General features: G+C 61.0%; 18 protein-coding genes and 1 pseudogene. 12 read left to right on the top strand and 7 right to left on the bottom strand.

Annotated features, from left to right (window positions below):
- A protein-coding gene (locus tag Q7V03_RS23755; protein ID WP_304928040.1) for an IS5 family transposase occupies positions 1-797 on the top strand; the annotation gives its coding sequence in 2 pieces (ribosomal slippage) (positions 1-343 and positions 343-797; 798 coding nt in all).
- A gap of 77 nt (positions 798-874) precedes the next feature.
- Here the strand turns inward: Q7V03_RS23755 and dapA are convergent.
- From dapA to Q7V03_RS23730, 5 genes are read right to left on the bottom strand one after another with little or no spacing between them, the layout of a single operon-like run.
- On the bottom strand, positions 875-1,771 hold the full coding sequence (gene dapA / locus Q7V03_RS23750; protein ID WP_304928039.1) for a 4-hydroxy-tetrahydrodipicolinate synthase: 897 nt from the start codon (positions 1,769-1,771) through the stop codon (positions 875-877).
- 38 nt (positions 1,772-1,809) lie between these two features.
- A complete protein-coding gene (locus tag Q7V03_RS23745) occupies positions 1,810-3,207 on the bottom strand; it encodes an aldehyde dehydrogenase family protein (RefSeq protein WP_304928038.1) in 1,398 nt (465 codons plus the stop codon).
- Positions 3,204-4,472 (bottom strand): FAD-dependent oxidoreductase, encoded by a 1,269-nt coding sequence (locus tag Q7V03_RS23740; RefSeq protein WP_304928037.1) that lies wholly within the window; start codon positions 4,470-4,472, stop codon positions 3,204-3,206. Before Q7V03_RS23740 ends, Q7V03_RS23745 begins: the two co-directional genes overlap by 4 nt.
- A complete protein-coding gene (locus tag Q7V03_RS23735; RefSeq protein WP_304928036.1) occupies positions 4,465-4,719 on the bottom strand; it encodes a 2Fe-2S iron-sulfur cluster-binding protein in 255 nt (84 codons plus the stop codon). The genes Q7V03_RS23740 and Q7V03_RS23735 overlap by 8 nt, the downstream gene beginning before the upstream one ends.
- Entirely contained in the window at positions 4,716-5,876 is a 1,161-nt protein-coding gene (locus Q7V03_RS23730) for an FAD-binding oxidoreductase (protein WP_304928035.1), read from the bottom strand. The genes Q7V03_RS23735 and Q7V03_RS23730 overlap by 4 nt, the downstream gene beginning before the upstream one ends.
- A 287-nt stretch (positions 5,877-6,163) precedes the next feature.
- Between Q7V03_RS23730 and Q7V03_RS23725 the strand changes: the two genes are divergently transcribed.
- From Q7V03_RS23725 to Q7V03_RS23705, 5 genes are read left to right on the top strand one after another with little or no spacing between them, the layout of a single operon-like run.
- On the top strand, positions 6,164-7,003 hold the full coding sequence (locus Q7V03_RS23725; RefSeq protein WP_304928034.1) for a transporter substrate-binding domain-containing protein: 840 nt from the start codon (positions 6,164-6,166) through the stop codon (positions 7,001-7,003).
- Positions 7,003-7,731, top strand: coding sequence for an amino acid ABC transporter permease (locus Q7V03_RS23720; protein WP_304928033.1), 729 nt, complete (start codon positions 7,003-7,005; stop codon positions 7,729-7,731). Before Q7V03_RS23725 ends, Q7V03_RS23720 begins: the two co-directional genes overlap by 1 nt.
- An 11-nt stretch (positions 7,732-7,742) precedes the next feature.
- Complete coding sequence (locus tag Q7V03_RS23715) at positions 7,743-8,501, top strand: amino acid ABC transporter ATP-binding protein (protein WP_304928032.1); 759 nt, start codon at positions 7,743-7,745, stop codon at positions 8,499-8,501.
- Between the two features lie 9 nt (positions 8,502-8,510).
- Positions 8,511-9,623 (top strand): saccharopine dehydrogenase family protein, encoded by a 1,113-nt coding sequence (locus tag Q7V03_RS23710; protein WP_304928031.1) that lies wholly within the window; start codon positions 8,511-8,513, stop codon positions 9,621-9,623.
- Positions 9,624-9,640: 17 nt separating this feature from the next.
- Positions 9,641-10,603 carry a LysR family transcriptional regulator gene (locus Q7V03_RS23705; RefSeq protein WP_304928030.1) on the top strand — a complete coding sequence of 321 codons (963 nt, stop codon included), beginning with the start codon at positions 9,641-9,643 and terminating at the stop codon, positions 10,601-10,603.
- Positions 10,604-11,566: 963 nt separating this feature from the next.
- On the opposite strand, the gene nadC is transcribed toward Q7V03_RS23705, so the two are convergent.
- Positions 11,567-12,412 carry a carboxylating nicotinate-nucleotide diphosphorylase gene (gene nadC / locus Q7V03_RS23700; protein ID WP_304928029.1) on the bottom strand — a complete coding sequence of 282 codons (846 nt, stop codon included), beginning with the start codon at positions 12,410-12,412 and terminating at the stop codon, positions 11,567-11,569.
- The gene (locus Q7V03_RS23695) at positions 12,409-12,729 is read right to left on the bottom strand and encodes a hypothetical protein (RefSeq protein WP_370651192.1); all 321 of its coding nucleotides are present in this window, start codon (positions 12,727-12,729) and stop codon (positions 12,409-12,411) included. Before Q7V03_RS23695 ends, nadC begins: the two co-directional genes overlap by 4 nt.
- Before the next feature lie 6 nt (positions 12,730-12,735).
- Here Q7V03_RS23695 and Q7V03_RS23690 point away from each other — a divergent pair, with 6 nt between their 5' ends.
- From Q7V03_RS23690 to Q7V03_RS23665, 6 genes and pseudogenes are all read left to right on the top strand, one after another.
- The gene (locus Q7V03_RS23690) at positions 12,736-13,635 is read left to right on the top strand and encodes a hypothetical protein (protein WP_304928028.1); all 900 of its coding nucleotides are present in this window, start codon (positions 12,736-12,738) and stop codon (positions 13,633-13,635) included.
- Positions 13,636-13,695: 60 nt separating this feature from the next.
- Positions 13,696-14,187: a cytochrome b gene (locus Q7V03_RS23685; RefSeq protein ID WP_304928027.1), complete on the top strand. Its 492-nt coding sequence runs from the start codon at positions 13,696-13,698 to the stop codon at positions 14,185-14,187.
- Between the two features lie 197 nt (positions 14,188-14,384).
- Positions 14,385-14,672, top strand: coding sequence for an EF-hand domain-containing protein (locus tag Q7V03_RS23680; RefSeq protein ID WP_304928026.1), 288 nt, complete (start codon positions 14,385-14,387; stop codon positions 14,670-14,672).
- Positions 14,673-14,730: 58 nt separating this feature from the next.
- Positions 14,731-15,957 (top strand): HlyD family efflux transporter periplasmic adaptor subunit, encoded by a 1,227-nt coding sequence (locus Q7V03_RS23675; RefSeq protein WP_304928025.1) that lies wholly within the window; start codon positions 14,731-14,733, stop codon positions 15,955-15,957.
- The gene (locus Q7V03_RS23670; RefSeq protein ID WP_304928024.1) at positions 15,954-16,898 is read left to right on the top strand and encodes an ABC transporter permease; all 945 of its coding nucleotides are present in this window, start codon (positions 15,954-15,956) and stop codon (positions 16,896-16,898) included. The genes Q7V03_RS23675 and Q7V03_RS23670 overlap by 4 nt, the downstream gene beginning before the upstream one ends.
- Positions 16,811-17,033: pseudogene (locus tag Q7V03_RS23665) on the top strand (DDE-type integrase/transposase/recombinase); the annotation flags it as partial. The gene Q7V03_RS23670 and the pseudogene Q7V03_RS23665, both read left to right, overlap by 88 nt.

Raw genomic sequence — 17,033 nt, 5'->3', positions numbered from 1 at the left:
ATGCGGGCTGAGCGTTTTGTCATTTCTGACCGGAGCTGGCAGATACTCGAACCCCTTTTGCCGGGCTCTTCGCGGTCGCGCGGGGTGACGGCGAAGGACAACCGGCTGTTTCTGGAAGCCGTGTTGTGGAAGGTCAGGGTTGGCGGTCCATGGCGCGACCTGCCGCCAGGTTTCGGCGTATGGAACTCTGTGTTCCGGCGGTTTCGCCGTTGGGCTGAAGCCGATGTATTTCAACGCATTTTCGACGTGATCTCTGGAGAACCCGACTTTGAATACATGCTCGTTGATGGCACGATCATCAGCGCTCACCAGAAGGCGAGCGGCGCAAAAGGGGGACTCGAAATCAGGCGATCGGGCGCTCAAAAGGCGGGCTGACGACGAAGGTGTTGGCCCTGACGGACGCGCTTGGCAACCTGGTGCGCTTTGCGCTTCTCCCGGGTCAGCGCGGCGAAATTACCGGTGTGCCGGAGCTTATCGAGGGGCTGACCTTCAACGCCTTCATGGCCCCCTCTCATGGTTTGAAGGCAAACCATTGCCGGGCAACGGACAAAGCATTTGACGCAAACCACCTGCGCGCCGAGTTGCATCGCCGGGAGGCCGATGCTGTCATCCCCGCCAAACGCAACCGCATCCTGCACATCCCCCACGACGCCGAAGCCTACAAATGGCGACACCTCATCGAAAACTACTTCAGCAAGATCAAGGAGTTCAGAGGCGTGAACACAAGATACGACAAAACCGATACAAGCTACCGCGCAACATGGAACATCGCAGCTACAATGATCGCACTGCGTTAAATGTTCACAGCCCCTAGGGCTGACCAAGCGTTTATCGGGGGTAGTTCATTTCCCGCGAAAGATCGCGTGTTGTAAAGCTACTGAGCGCCGCTAAACCGCGCCAGTTCCTGTCGCAGGATATGATCAGCGCCTGGCGATAGCTGCACCAAGGGCAGTCGCACCGCATCCTGCATATGCCCTGCCAGCGCCAAGGCCCGCTTCACAGGGCTGGGGCTGCTTTCCACAAACATCGCGGCCGACAGTGGTGCCAAAGTTTCGTGCAACCGCAAGGCCTGACTGCAATCGCCTGCAGTCCATGCCCGATAAAGGGCCACACAATTTTCCGGCGCGTAATTCGACAAAACCGAGGTTAGCCCCGTGGCGCCAAGCGCAAAGAACGGCAGCGCTAGGGCATCGTCACCGCAATGCACAATAAAGTCCGGTCCACAGGCGGAACGCAAGGCAGTCACGCGAGAAGGATCACCTCCGGCCTCTTTGATAGCCACAATATTGCTACAGCTTCGCGCAAGCTCGGCTGCGGTTTCCGTAGCGATCGACACGCCCGTGCGCCCCGGTACCGAATAAAGCATCACGTCCAGCGGCGTCACGGTAGCCACGGCGGTGAAGTGCGCCACCAATCCCGCTTGGCTTGGCTTGTTGTAATAGGGGGTGATCAACAGCACGCCGTCGACGCCCGCATCGGTGGCGCGACGGGTGGCTTCGATGGATTTCGGTGTAGAATTACTGCCGGTGCCTGCCATGACATAGGCCTGCCCGGCCACGCGTTTGACGGTATGCGCAATCAACGCCGTGGCTTCATCAATGGTAAGGGTCGCAGCCTCGCCAGTAGTGCCAACAGGGACCAATCCCGCGATTCCCGCCGCCAGTTGCCGATCGATCAGATCGTCATAGGCGGGCCAATCAATTGCGCCCGTTTCGGTAAAGGGGGTGACGACGGCAGTGAAAACACCGTTAAAACGAGAAAGATCAGTCATATTTTGCCTTTCTGGGCGATGTGGAAAAGGTCGTGGTATCAGTCGATCACGACACGGGTTTCAGACATTTCACGCAGCGCTATGCGGACGCCCTCGCGGCCAAGGCCAGAGCCTTTGATGCCGCCGAAGGGGACGTGTTCGGCGCGGAAATCGGGGCCTTCGTTGACCATCAGCCCGCCGACTTGGATCGAGCGGCCTAGGTGGCGGATCGCGGCGTGGTCGTTAGTAAACACCCCGGCTTGCAGCCCGTAGTCCGAGGCGTTGACTTCGGAAATCACCTGCTCCAAATCGTTGAAACCGCGCAAGGACAGCACCGGGCCGAAAGTCTCGGTCGCGAAAAGCCGGCTGTCCAGCGGCACATCAGCCACCACCGTCGGCGCAACCAGCGTGCCGTCGGCGCGGCCCCCGGTCAGCACCTTTGCGCCTGCGGTTTCGGCCTCTGTCAGCCGCGCGATGATGTCGATGGCGGCGGTGCGGTCGATGACCGGACCCATTTGCGTATCCGTCAGGCAGGGATCTCCATAGCGGTGCGCTGCCACTTCAGCCAGCAGGATTTCGGTGAATTTCGGCACTACGTCTTTGTGAATATAGAGTTTTTTTACAGCAGCGCAGCTTTGTCCGGCGATCTCGAACCGCTGCGAAATCGCGGTGGCGGCGGCGGCGGCAAGGTCACCATCGGGCAGCACGATCAGCGGATCGTTGCCGCCCAGCTCCATCAGGCAGCGCACCAATCCGCTGGCGCGTTTAAGCGCAAGTCCGCCCTGCATGCCGCCGGTAAAGGACAACAGATCAATCGGTGCGCGGGCAAGGGACAGTGCAGTCCCCGCCCCACCATGCACGATTTGTACCAGATCGGTCGGAAAGCCAGCCTCGACCGTCAGCCGCACCAGATGGTCGGCAGCCAGCGGTGCCTTGGGCGAGGGTTTGGCGACAACCGCATTGCCCGCTGCAATCGCCGGACCCAGTTTGTGGCACAGCAGGTTGACCGGATAATTGAACGGCGTGATGGCCGCGACAACGCCGGTCGGCACATAGGTCACCACCGCTTGGCGATCGACCCCGCCTGAGACGACAGCGCAATGTAACACCTCGCCGTCCAGAAAGGTTGCGGCATCGCCCGACAGGCGCAAGGTGTTCTGGGCGCGGCGGATCTCGCCCCACGCCTCGGAAATGGTTTTGCCCATCTCAGCGCAGATGGTTTGCGCCATGACCTCGGCGTCGCGGGCTACCAGATCGGCAAGGCGATTGAGCAGCGTGCGGCGTTCAAACGGGGTCGAGGATCTGAAGCCCGCAGCGGCAATCCGCGCGCGGGTGACGGTGGCTGCGATGTCCTCGGGCGAGGTTTCGGGCAGCTTGCCCACAACGGCCCCCGAAAACGGGTTTCGCACGGAAAATTCGGCAACAGCAAGGCTGCGCATCGGGGCGGCAAGGGTCATTTGGTTTCCTTTTCAATTGGGTCAGATGTGGTCAAAAGATCGGCCACAGAGATCGGTCGGCTAGGCCAGCGGGCCGCGCCAATGGGCTTCGGTGGGGCCTTGAGGTCGCTTAGACGCCCGACCCATTCGGCACAAAAACGCCCTTGACAGGCCCCCATCGCGAACCGTCCATCCAGGCGGAGCGCGCGGGCCGTTGGCGCAGGTCCAAGCGCGCGCAGGTCAGCAAGCGTGCGGTTTTCGCAGCGGCAAATCACGGTTTCTGCAGGAATTTCCGCGAGACGGGCGAGACCGTCGTGGGCGTAGATGCGCGCGAGGCGAGCTTGGGCGGCGCGTTGGCGTTGCAGATCATGATTGGGGCTTGGCGGCGTGGTGCCCAGCAGTTCTGCGGCCAGTTTTTGCCCTCCAGCAAAGCCATCGGCCAAAGCTGCCCTTGCGCCCAAAGCCTCGCGGCAATCGCCAAGGCGCAGGGTTGGAATGACGTCGCAATTAGTCAGCCCCGCGTCATTCGGGCGGATACCGTCATGCAGACCGATCACATCGACGGCAAAGTTGCGCGGGCCTTTGCGTGTATCGATTTGTGCAACAAGCGGGCCGTTCGTTTGGATGATTTCGGTCAGATGCGCGCCGAAAAACAGCGGCACGCGGGCCCGTAGAAGGTGGGCAAGATAGGTCGCGGCCTCAGTCAGATAGGGGAGCGGCAGAGTCAAAGATGCAGGGTTGAACAGCGGGCGGGCGGCCTCGATGATGGCAATGGGCGGGTGGCGTAGGCGGCACAGTTCTGCCCCGACGGCCAGCAACAGCGGGCCGGACCCAGCCAGCAGCACCCTGCCCTGAGGCGGCTCTGCAAGCGTTTTGATCCGGGACTGGATCGCACCTGCAGTCATCACGCCCGGCAACGTCCAACCGGGGCGCGGCTGCACGCTTTCGCGCGCACCGGTGGCGAGGACGATGGCACGGGGGCGGATCAAGGTGGACAGCGCACCGGTCAGCAAGGCCGCGCCGGTGTGGTCGACCCCGCCGAAACGTGTCCCGCAGCGGATCGGGATGGCTTGCGCCTGCACTTCGGCGATCAGGCGAGACCAGCGGTGGGCCTGCGCGCCGGTAGCTGTCGAGCGGACGCCCGGCAGCGGCTGACGATGCACCGCGCCACCTATGGCTTGGGCCTGGTCGATGACCAGAACCGGCAGGCCTTGGCGCGCAAGTTCGACTGCAGCGGCAAGGCCCGCAAGGCCCGCACCGACGATCAGAATTGGGTGATCAGACATCGGCATCTCCGTCCAGCGGTTGCAGGGTCAGGCCGTCGCGGCAAATCTGCAGGCAGGCTTCGGTCACTTGGCCATCGGCCATGATCAGGCAGCCTTGGCATTGGCCAATGCCGCAAAACACCGCGAGGGCTTGGCCGGTGGGCGCGCGGCCAAGTTGGTGAATTCCCGCGCGTTGCAGGGCCGAGGCGACGGATTCACCTGTTTGAAAGGGGATCGCGCGGGCTTGCCAGTGGATATGATGGTTCATGCAGCCCCCTTTTGCGCGGTATTTTCAAAGCGGGCGGGGGAAAGCGCGGCCAGATCGGCAGCCCAGTGCGATTGCGGTGCGAGGCCCTGTACCATGAGCGCCACTTCGCGGCCGATCACGGCGGACAGGCAGATGCCATCGCCTTCGAAGCCGGTGGCCATCAGGACGCGGGGCTGGCCGGGCATCGCACCGACGATCGGCAGACCGTCGGCCACGGCGGCACGGACCCCGGCAAAAGTGCGGATCACCCGGCGGTTCAGCAGCGCGGGCCAGATCTGGCTTGCGCGAGACAACAGCGACTTCAGCGTGGCAAAATCGACCTGATCGGTGCGGCCATGTGCCTCTCGGGTGGAGCCAATCAGATATTGCCCGGTGGTCAGAGGGTCGATCACCACGGGCGGCAACGGCAGTTGATCGCCGCTGCCGGTTTTGGCGACCAGATAGGAGGCGGCCGTAAGTGAGCCGCGCAGGGCATCCACAGGGCCGCGATCGGTTACGATCAACTGGCCCGCGCGCGGTTGGATCGGAAGAGCGGGAAAAAGGTCGAGCGTCGCGGTGCCAAGGGCCGCGACCAAGGTGTTTCCGCGCAGCTTGCGGTGGCCTAGATCGAGGGTGACTCCGTTGCTGTCCGAAGCAATAGCGCGGATCGGCGCGGGCCAGATTGTGGTGATGCCGGGACGGGAAAGGTAGGCGCGGACAGCCTTATGGCCGGGCATATGGCCTTCGCCCTCCAAAACCACCAGCCGATCAACCGCGCCCCCGAGACCGGGCAGCAGGGTCGCGGGACCATCTGCGGTGACCCGCACCGGGCCAGTAAGGTCGGCCAACTTTGACACGAGAGCATCAAGAGCCGACATTTCCACCGCGCCGCTGCCAAACACATAGGACGGGCGGGCGTGAAAGGCCCCGGCCAGCGGGCCGCCAGTGGACAACTCACGGGTATAGAGCAGCGATTCCGAGGCCAGCCGTGCCATCAGTCCGGGCTTTTTCGACGCCACCGAAACCGCGCCATCCGACGCCCCCGAGGCCGCCGCCGCGGGCCCTGTGGCATCGATGACGGCCACACGCAGACCGGCGCTTGCCAGATGCCATGCAACCGAAGCACCGACAATTCCGGCACCGGCGATCAGGACGTCAAACTCGGCTGGATCAGGCAATGGGATGCTCCGCTGTTGCTGCTTGTTGTCCACGCTAGGACGCAGAAAAGCGCAGGGCGATGCAAAAAATGGCGCAAGACTTACAACAATATTTGAAATAGGAGATTTTGGATTGGCTAAAAACCGCAATGCGGCCGCAAAGATACAATAATTTTTATAGCAATCTCGCCCTTTCTTGTATTGATCGAAAGGGAAATTGCGGGTCGTCTTATTCCATCCGGCCCATGCAGCGAGGCGGACCAGCAATCATCGCAATGCGGCCCGGCCGCACAGAGAGGGAGTATCAAATGACGCTTTTCGAAAAGCTCGTTAACGGGGTCGCAGCAGCGACGTTGGCACTTGGCGCAAGTCTTTCGGCGGCGCAGGCGCAATCGACCACGGTGGACGAGATTCACGCTCGCGGCACGCTGCGGATTGCTGGCATCTTGAACGAAGACCCCTATTTCGCAAAAGACCCACGCACCGGCGAATGGCGCGGCTTTGCGATCGAGATGGGCAAGGATATGGCCAGCGAATTGGGCGTCGAGTTGGAGGTTGTCGAAAGCAGCTGGGCCAATTCGATTTTGGACGTGCAATCGGGCAAGGTCGATCTGGCCTTCGCGCTGACCGCGCTGCCCAAGCGGGCGCTTTCAGTGAGTTTTTCGACGCCGACCTATTACAACAGCTTTGTCATCATCTCGCCGAAGCCAGAGTTGGAAGGCAAGACCTGGGCCGAGTTGAACGACCCGGCCGTAACCATCGCCGTCGACCTAGGATCGTCGCAGGATCAGATCACCAAGGCATATCTGCCGAAAGCCAATATCCTGCGGTTCAAGACCCGCGACGAGGCGGTTTTGGCGGTCGCGACGGGTAAGGCAGATGCGATTATCAACACGGTGTTAAACGGCATGGTGATGACCAAAAAGAACGAGGCCGTCGGCAAGGTTTACGTCCCGACGCCAATTCTGTCGTCGCCATCTGTGATCGGCATCAACTACAATGCCGATGAGGTATTCAAAAGCTTTGTCTCGGCTTGGGCCGATTACAACCGCCGGGTTGGCAACAACCAGACCTGGATCCTGAAGGGTCTTGAGCCGTTCAATATCGGGCTTGACGATCTGCCCGCTGGCTTTGACATCAACGGCTAATGACGCAAGTGGCGCGGGCTGCACATGCCCGTACCACCTGCCCCGGCAATCAGGAGTTTGGCCGCATGTATCACTGGGACTTTTACACGATATTTCAATCGTTTGACCTGTTTATCACCGGCGTATGGGTGACCTTTCTTTACACCGCAGGGTCGATCTTTGTGGGTATCATCGTGGGGCTGGCCGCCTGTTTTGCAAGGCTGTCCCGGTTCTGGTGGCTACGGCTGATCGCGCGGTCCTATCAGGAATTGTTCCGCTGCACGCCACTGCTGGTGCAGATCCTGTGGGCCTATTACGCGCTGCCGATGATCCTTGGCATCACGATTTCCAATACTGTGGCCGGGCTGCTGACACTGTCGCTCTATGTCGGGTCGTTCTATGCCGAGATTTTCCGGGGAGGTATTATGGCGATCGACAAGGGTCAACGCGAGGCGGCTGCGGCCATCGGCATGTCATCGGTGCAATCCATGCGCTATATAATCATGCCGCAAGCAGTGAAGAACATGTTGCCGTCCTTTATCAACCAATCGGTGATTCAGCTGAAGAACACCTCGCTGCTGTATGCGATTTCGATTGCCGAATTGACCTATATGACATCGGTGGTCACATCTGAGACCTATCGCCCGCTAGAGGCCTATAGCATGGCTGCGGTCTTGTATTTTGCCATGCTGTTTCCGCTGACCCAGATCGCGGATCACTACGAACGCCGCATGCGGCAGAGCGACTGAGCGGGGATGTGATGGACAACAAAGCAGTCATTTCGGTGCGCGGATTGCGCAAGGCTTTTGGGGCGATTGAGGTGCTGAAGGGCATTGATCTTGATCTAGCGCAGGGCGAGGTTTTGGGGTTGATCGGGCCGTCGGGGTCAGGAAAATCGACACTGATCCGCTGTCTGAACATGCTGGAGCTGCCGACAGATGGCACGGTTCTGGTGCAGGGTCGCCCCGTGAGCGCCAAGTTCAACGCCAAGGCCCCGGCGATTGGCACCGGGGAATTGCGCCGCAAGGTCGGAATGATCTTCCAGCATTTCAACCTATTCCCGCATTTGACGGTGCTGGGGAATATCACATCCGGTCCGGTGCGGGTGCTGGGCGAAAGCCGGGCAGAGGCCGAGGCCCATGCGATGGATCTGTTGGCGCAAGTCGGGCTGGAGGCCAAGTCGCAGGCCTATCCTGCGCATCTATCGGGCGGGCAGAAACAGCGTGTTGCGATTGCGCGCGCGCTGGCGATGCGGCCCGAGGTTTTGTTGCTGGATGAGGTGACCTCGGCGCTGGACCCGGAACTGGTGGGCGAGGTGTTGGAGGTGATCCGGCGGCTGGCAGATGGCGGCATGACGATGGTGCTGGTGACGCATGAGATGGACTTTGCCGCCGATGTCGCCAGCCGGGTGATCTTTATGGAGCAAGGCCAGATCGCCGAGGAAGGCCACCCCGATCAGATTTTGCGCAACCCGACTTCTGAACGCCTGCGCGGGTTTCTGTCGCGGTTTCACGGCTAGGGGGCAGATATGTCGGCCTTTCCGATCCTTGTCATTGGCGCAGGCCGGATGGGCCTGCGGATTGCGGCGATGCTGGCGCAGGATGCGCGGTTTGCGGCGCGAATCATCACGCCGGACGATGACGCGCTGGCGCAGGTTGCACGGTTGGGGCTTGGGGTGGCGCCAGCCAGTGGCAATGGGTTCCGCGCCGATCTGCAGCGGCATATGGCGCAGGCGCGTGCGGTCATCTTGACCGACGCCTTGGTGCCAGCGGCAGAGGTCGCGCGGTTGGCGGCGGACTGCGGCTGTCACTATCTGGACATTCTGGAGGATGCGGCCGCCAGCGCCGCGGTTGCGGCTTTGGTGGCGACGCTGCCCGGCGACACGACGCTGTGCTTTGCCTCGGGTTGCGGGCTGGCGCCAGGTCATGTCACCGGGCTTGCCGCAGAAGCCTTGGCGAGCGTGGGACAAGAGGCCGAAGTTACGGTTTTTGTCGGCGTTCTGCCCGCGCATCCAACCAATCGATTAGGATATGCCAATATCTGGAGCATCGATAGTCTGATCGGCGAATATACTGCGCCCTGCGTGGCGATCCGGTCCGGAGTGGTCGCATTCCTGCCGCCGCTGACTGAGGCCGAAACGCTTAATTTGGGTGGCGAGACCTATGAGGCCTTTACCACCGCGGGCAGTCTGGATGCGCTGGCGCGGCAATATGCCGGGCGTGTCGGAGCGTTGGAGTTCAAGACCCTGCGCTATCCCGGGCATCTGGATTATTTACAGTTTTTGCTGGATGACATGGGGCTGTCCAAGCGGCTCTATCAGTTGCGCAGCCTGCTAAAGACCGCGCTGCCGCAGACCGAAGACGACCGCGTGCTGATCGCGTTGCGCATCCGGCCAAGCCCCGATGCGCCCGAGGTCTGGATACGGCAATTCCTGCAAGCTTCGACCCATGCGGGGCAATGCCAAAGTGCGATTGGCACCGCCACAGCCGCACATGTTTGTGCGGTGGCCGACCTGATCTGCGGGGAAAAGCTGTTGGTGGCAGGGTTTATCGCGCCTGGCACGATTGGCCCCGCACACTTGCGGGCCAGCCCGTTCTTTGATCTTCTGGACCCGGGCAAGCCATCTTTCGAGGCTGCATAATCCCAAAGGACACGCGCATGGCCCCCAACAAGGCCGCAGATAAGGCCACCCCTGAACGCCATGACAAGCGCACCAACCTCGATATCTCGTTGCTGCAGACTTTTCATCTGGTCGCGCGCACTGGGTCATTTTCGGCGGCCTCGCGCGAGTTGAACATCTCGTATCAAACGGCGGCGAACCATGTCCGGCGGCTGGAGCAGATCTATGCCGCCCGGCTGATCGAGGCGGAAAAGGGCTCGCGCAAGATCACCCTGACGCCCTTGGGCCGCGCGCTCCATGCCTCGCTTGGCGAAGAGTTGGAGACCATTCTTTCGCGGCTTTCAGTTCTACTTCATGACGTCAGGTCTGTCCTGCGGGTGGGCGTGCCACAGGCGCTTTTTCATCATTTTTTCCCCGAAATCCTGCACCGCTTTCGCGCCGATGCCCCCGACATTGAACTGGCTTTTTACGAACGTGACACCACGCTGGAAAAGATGATGATGGAAGGCGCCTTGGATGCCTCGGTATCCGAACGTAAATTTACCCATCCGGGCATCACTCAGCATTTGTTGGGAACCTATAGACTGGTTCTGATCTACCCGCAGGATTGGCCAATGCCACCGTCAAAACCGGGCCAGATGACGCCTGATCTGGGCTTTTTCCGTGACCGCCCTTTTATCACATATGAGAACGGCCAGATGGTGCGCACGGGTGCACTCGAGTTTCTATCACAAGCCATGCAAGCCACTCCCCGGATTGACACCTCTGCCTCTGGTTCTACCAGCGTCACCCGTTTGGTAGAGGCCGGCTTGGGTTACGGGGTTGTCCCGGAATGGAGCGTCAGCCCAGAAAGCTGCGGCGTGTCCGAGATTGTCCTCGACGAAATTGGGCCGATGACGCTGTGGTTTGCCCATTCGGCCTTTCTGGAAAGCAATAAATACGTGCGCCTGTTGCTTCAATCGTGCCAAACTGTCATCAATGCACCGGTAGCGGGCTTGTAAGACTGCAAAGATATGTTTTTGCTCCGCAACGCGCCAAAGGTGGAGATTGGGGTCTGGTATCGGAGAGGGTTATGGTGCCGTTTTTCACCTCGCTTGAGGCAGGCCATTCTGCGGACATGATTATACTGCGAGCTCAGCAAATTGCTGGGATTCGGAACGTCCTTTTAGATAGACTAGCCCCTCACAGGTCATATGTGCGACCTCAATTCCTGCAATGGTTGCTGCAGCGGACTAAGGGCAGGAACGTCCCGATCACTACCATGACGAAACGGATTTCGCTGCGCCAATACTCGAGGGGCAGCTTTGCTGAGCGCCGCCTTGCAGCATTTCTGGAAGCCGTACGGCAGCTCTGGGCCGTTTGCGATCGAATGAGTTGATGACTTCATGCTACCGGAACATCAACCTTGGCCTCTGTGGAAGCACAGTGGAAGCAAGAGGGAGAGGTTCGTGGCGGTTTATTGCGAAATCCGGCGTAGGGACGTAACGGGGCAGGGGGGTGCAAGCCACGGAAAATGCGAAGGATAGCGTGGCTCTGAGGGGTTGTTCATGGTTCGTTTGCCATGACTCATAACCTGAAGGTCACAGGTTCAAATCCTGTCCCCGCAAGCAAATATAATAACGATTACAAATAGATAGAACTCGACCTAATCAGTCGAGTTTTGGCTTGTCCAAAACACATCAACGCCACATCAACGTTTGAAGAGTTGCGTTGAAAACGTAGAGCGAAATCAATCGCCTGCCGGGATTTCCAATTTTGCAGCCATCGACCATTTGAGTCTGGCTCGGCCGAAATCCTTGTGGCAGAATCGCGCCATGATTGAGTTCCGCACCCTTCCCGATGACCATCCTGACCTGGCGCGTTCGCCGCTGTTGCGAGCAGCGCGGCTGACGCCGCGGTAGGCAACGACGAACAGCCGCTTTACGCAGTTCACGTTGGCCCAATTGCCGTTTGAGATATAGGCGTCAGAAATCCAGTCCCAGGTCCAGCGTTCGGGCAGAATGGGTCAGTGCACCCGCCGAGATATAATTGACGCCAGTCGCGGCCACTTCGGCGATACGCGAAAGTGCCATGTTGCCCGAGGCTTCGGTGATCAAGCGGCCTGCGACCAGTGCTACGGCCTGTTGCAGAGTTGGCGTGTCCATGTTGTCGAGCAGCACGGCATCAGCGCCGCGGATCTCCAGCAATTCGGCCAATTGGGTCCAGGTGTCCACCTCAACCTCTATCTTCATCATATGAGAGGCACCAGCGCAGGCAGCCTCCAGCGCCGGGCGGATACCGCCGGCGGCGGCGATGTGGTTGTCCTTGATCAGGATCGCATCGCCCAAGCCAAAGCGGTGGTTGAAACCGCCGCCATTCTGGATGGCAGCCTTTTCGACCAGATGCAGGCCGGGGGTGGTCTTGCGGGTGCAAGTGATGCGAGTTGGGCTGCCTTTGATTTCGGCCACATATGCGGCGGTCAGGGTGGCGATGCCGCTCAGACTGCCTGCGAAGTTGAGCGCCACCTGTTCTGCAGAAAGGATCGAGGCCGCAAGCCCTTCGATTTCCATCAGCACATCACCGGGGGCACATGCACTGCCATCAGGGTGGTGCAGCGTCACGGTCAGCGTCGGATCAACCAGCCGGAAGGCTATTGCGGCGACCTGCATACCCGAGACCACCCCCGCCTCACGCGCGTTCATCTTGGCGCGGTAGCGGGTGGCGGGCGGGATCACCAGCCGTGTGGTGATATCGCCTGACGGGCCAAGATCTTCGATTAGTGCGGCGCGGATCAGCGCTTCCAGCAGCAGGTCGGGCAAAGCTTGGCTCATCTTGCAGGCTCCAACAGGGATTGGCGCAGGGTCATGACCTCATGCAGGGTCAGGCGGCTGCGGTGGGCTTGGTCCGGGTCGGTGGCTGGGAAATCTCGGCGGCAATGCGCGCCACGGGATTCCTGGCGCAAAAGGGCGGCAGCGGCGATCAGCGTGGCGGTGGCGGTCATGTTCAGGAAGCTGGTGTTGCCTTTGGCCTGCGCCTCAAGTGCCGCGATCCGGGTCAGCGCGGCCTGCAACCCCCGCTCGCTGGCCGCAGCAAACTCAGTACGCGAAATCCGGCCGTCGCCGTCACTGTCGTTGAATTCCAGTGTCATTGCCTGATGGACGGCCGCACCCGGGCCACGGCCCTGCCCACCTACACCACCGCCCGCCCCATGACCGGGCTTTGCTTCTTCTTCTGCAGCCAAATGATCGACGATGGCCTGAAGATCATCGTTCTCCAGAAACGTGTTCTCATCGGCATCGAACATCCGGAAGATATCTTCTCGGCGTTCCAGGAAATCATCGCGGTTGACATGGCCGTTGCCGGAGAGATCCCAGTTTTCAATGAACTGCGTGCCTGGCTGTCCACCCCCTTGCCCCTGTTGTGCGAGAACCGGGCTGGCAACCGCCAACAGGACGGCGGTGAAGACGATGGTGGATTTCATGAAGGCTATCCTTGCTTTTTGTTGACACCCTTTACACGCAGGACACCGCCAGTTCCGTCGCAAGTTGCTAAAAAGCTTCCGCAAGCGCGGCACCCGGTGTTCGGCCTGACCGGAATGTCTGCGCGTGACGTACCCTCGTCAGCCAGACGGTCCCGCTGTGAGGCTGGAGCGGGCTTTGCGGAACATGGTTGCAATCTGACGGAAGCGATCGGCGTGGGGCGAGGTGGCGCGCCAGCCAAGCACCACACGACGCGGGCAAGCGTCGGGAAGTGGCGTCAGCGCGATGGCATGGCCGCGCGCAATCCCCGCAGGGTGACAGCCGCCGAGGCCGAAGCCGGTGTGGCGACGCTGCTAGCAACCCATGACGCCGACAAGAAAGGCGCACTGTCCGAGGCGGAATTCGCGACGCTCTTCGCCGAAGTAACCAGGGGCATGGCCGCGCGTCCCTTCGCCATGCTGGACGATGACGGTGACAAGGAGATCAGCGCCGAGAAAATCACCTTTCCGGTAAAGATGATGGCGCGGATGGGCCGATTGACCGAGGTCAATGTTGGCGGTCAGGCCAACCCGTAAACTTGATCAGATCAGCGGATGCCAGAAGGTGCCCGCCCAATCGTTCAAAGGCACAGAACCATGATACACCCCAACGGGTATTCGGGCACCCAGATTGCCCTGCCCTGGAGGGTCGCCCTGCTCGTCGCCGGTCAATACATCTTCAAGGACCCCATCTCCACGGCCTGGGATGCGATCAGGCAGGGCACCGAATATGCCTTCGACCCGTTGATCCTGGCCCATGTCGCGAGTGGCGCGCTGATCCTTGCTCTGGTGCTATGGCGTCTGGCATTGCGCCTGAAACGTGGCGTGCCTCTGCCGCCGGAAAATGAACCCGGCCCCCTGAAAACGCTGAGCCATGTCGCCCATTGGGCCTTTTACGGTGTGCTGGCGCTCATGTCCGTTTCGGGTGCCTTGGCTTGGTTCGCCGATCTGACAGATGCGGCGCAGGTCCACAATATAGTGAAGGTCGTGCTTCTGGCCCTGATCGCACTGCATCTGTTGGCCATTCCGTTCCACCGGATCATTCTGAAGAACAACGTCATGGTCCGCATGATCCGTCCGGCAGAGTAACGCTGCCGACCTTCCATCCATCGCCCTGGCGGGCAAGACAGTAACAAAGGAACTCCTCTCATGAATATCCGCATGGCAACAGCCGCCCTCATCCTGTCCGCGACAACGGCCCTCGCCAGACCAGCCCGAGAAACCAGTTCATGGACAACTGGGATCTTGACGGGAATGGCACTGCGACCGTCTAAGAACTGCGCGAGATGCGCACCAGTGTCTTTCTGAGTTTCGACTCGAACGAAGACGGCGCACTTGATGCCGAAGAATACGTGACGTTTGACGAGGCCCGGCAGAACGACGTAAGCAGTTACGAAGGGGCGCAGCGCACCCAGATGCAGAAGGTCGCCGATCGGATGGGCCTTCTTGCCAACGATCTGAACAAGGACGGGAAGGTAACGCGCGAGGAGTTTCTTGCCGGGGCCGACACGTGGTTTGCGGAACTAGACAAGAACGCCGACGGCGGAATTACGCTCGACGACTTCGCGATCTAGGCGGAGCTGTGCAGTTGATCTGGCCTGATCTGAACGGCCGTAGTAAGGGGAAGCCGTAATGTCCGGCCTCAATAAAGACCAACTGCCGATCGATCTGAACCTGTCAGAACTGGGATCACCGCCCCGCCGATGGTTTCGTAAGCGGTATCTGCTGGTGCTGCTGATCCCTGTGTTCATGTTCTCGGGCGGCGTGTTGGGGATGTATTTCGAGCCGTTGGGATTGCAGAAGTTTTATGCCCTGACTGGACTGCAACCTGGCGGAGGGTCGGATGCGCCGATTGCCTTGCCTCCCGATATCGAGCTGCCGCCGAAGATGGCCGAGACCATGCTGCCGACCGATGTCGTGGGGCTGGCCCGTGTCATGCCGCGCGGCGATGTTGCGGTTGTGGCGGCACCCTATGGGGCTGGCGATGCCCGCGTCGCCGAGATTCTTGTCGCCGAAGGCGACAGTGTGGCCAAGGGCACCCCGCTGGCCCCGCTGGCCCGGCTGGATAACCGGACTGCGCTGGAAGGTGCGGTCCTGATGGCCGAGGCCAATCTGGCCATCCGGAAGGCATCGCTGATGCAGACGCGCGCGGCTGTCGCGGCGAGCCGGGACGAAGCGCAGGCAGCACTGGATCAGGCCATTGCCACGGCGGCAGAAGCAACCACAAACCTTGCTCGGACCGAGGAATTGTTCCAGCGCGCGGTGGCTACGCAAGCCACACTCGATTCCGCGCGGACTGCGGCTGCTTCGGCAGGTTTGGCGGTCTCCCGCGCCGAAGTTACCTTGACGCGCTTTGCGTCGCTGGCGCTGGACGACCAGCCCGATGTGGTCGTTGCCACCCGCAACGTCGAGGCCGCCGAGGCCGATCTGGCCCGGGCCAAGCTGGATCTCGATCGCGCCCTTGTCGTCGCCCCGATTGCCGGCACGATCCTCGACATCCGGGCGACACCGGGCCAGCGCCCACCGGCTGACGGGATCATGGACATGGGCGACACCGGCACTATGATGGCCGAGGTCGAAGTTTGGCAGGACCGCATTGCCGCGGTGCAACTGGGCCAACCGGTCGAACTGGCAGCGCCCGCACTGGGCCAATCCCTGCTGGGTACGGTCGAAAGCATCGGCCTGACGGTGGGGCGGCAGGGGCTGATCTCGGATGATGCTGCAGAAAACAAGGATGCACGGGTGATCCGCGTGCTGGTCGTGCTGGACGATGCCTCGTCGCTGGTGGCGGCGCGCTTCACAAACCTTGAGGTCATCGCCCGGATCGACACCACCGCAGGCGCGCGAGGAACCCCATGAGCCGCCTGCTGCAAGCCCTGTTCGGGCGGCTGCCGATCGGCTGGCTGCAACTCACGCACAATCGCACGCGCTTTGCCGCTGCGCTGTCCGGCGTGGCCTTTGCCAACGTGCTGGTCTTTGTGCAACTGGGCATCATGAACTCGATGGGGGCGGCCACGCTTCGGCCCTATGACTTCTTTCAAGCCGACATTATGATTTCCGCGGGCGATGCAAATGCGCTGGCCGATGGTGGCAATGTGGCGCGGCAGTGGCTGTTGCAGGCGATGGCCGACCCGGCTGTGGCCGACGGCATGGGCCTGTTTCTGGCCAACGTACCGTGGGACAGGGGCGAGAAGGACATCAGCCTGACGACCTTCGGCGTTGATCCGGCCAAACCCGGCTTCATCAACCCCGAAATCGGCGATGACCTGAACCTCTTGCAGGTGCAAGATTCAGCCATACTCGATCGGCTGGCGCGCGGTCTAGGCAAGGACGAGGCAGCGGCGATCCGGCCGCAGACTCCGCTGTCGTTTGAAACTCAGGGCCGGACCCTGACGGCCTATGCCATTTTTGCCGGTGGTGGTGGCTTTGGCGGCGACGGCTATATGCTGGTGTCCGATCAAACCTTTCTGTCACAGTTCCCAGCCCGCAGTTCCGCAGCCCCAGATCATATTCTGTTGCAGCTGCGCTCCGGTGCCGATGTGCAGGCTGTCGTGAGCAGACTGAAATCCCTGATCTCCGATCCCAGCTTGCGTATCCGCAGCTATTCGGATGCCGCGCAGGAAGACCTGCGTTATCAACAGACACGGCGGCCCACCGGGATTATCTTCGGCTTTGGTGTGCTGATCGGGGTGCTGGTAGGGCTGGTGACGTTCTGGCCGTGCCCGAGGCACCCAATGTTACTTGGTCCATGGACTTTATGGCCGACCGATTGGGTGATGGACGTACGTTCCGGCTTTTGAACGTGCTGGATGACTTCAACCGCGAAGGGCTGGGGATCGAGGTTGATTTCTCGCTGCCTGCCGAGCGGGTGACACGCAGCCTCGACCGGATCATTGAATGGCGGGGCAAGCCGGGCACGATCAGGGTCGACAATG

This window comes from Cypionkella sp. (genome assembly GCF_030652235.1).
Taxonomy (GTDB): Bacteria; Pseudomonadota; Alphaproteobacteria; order Rhodobacterales; family Rhodobacteraceae; genus Cypionkella.
This window is presented reverse-complemented; position numbering and strand designations above follow the sequence as displayed.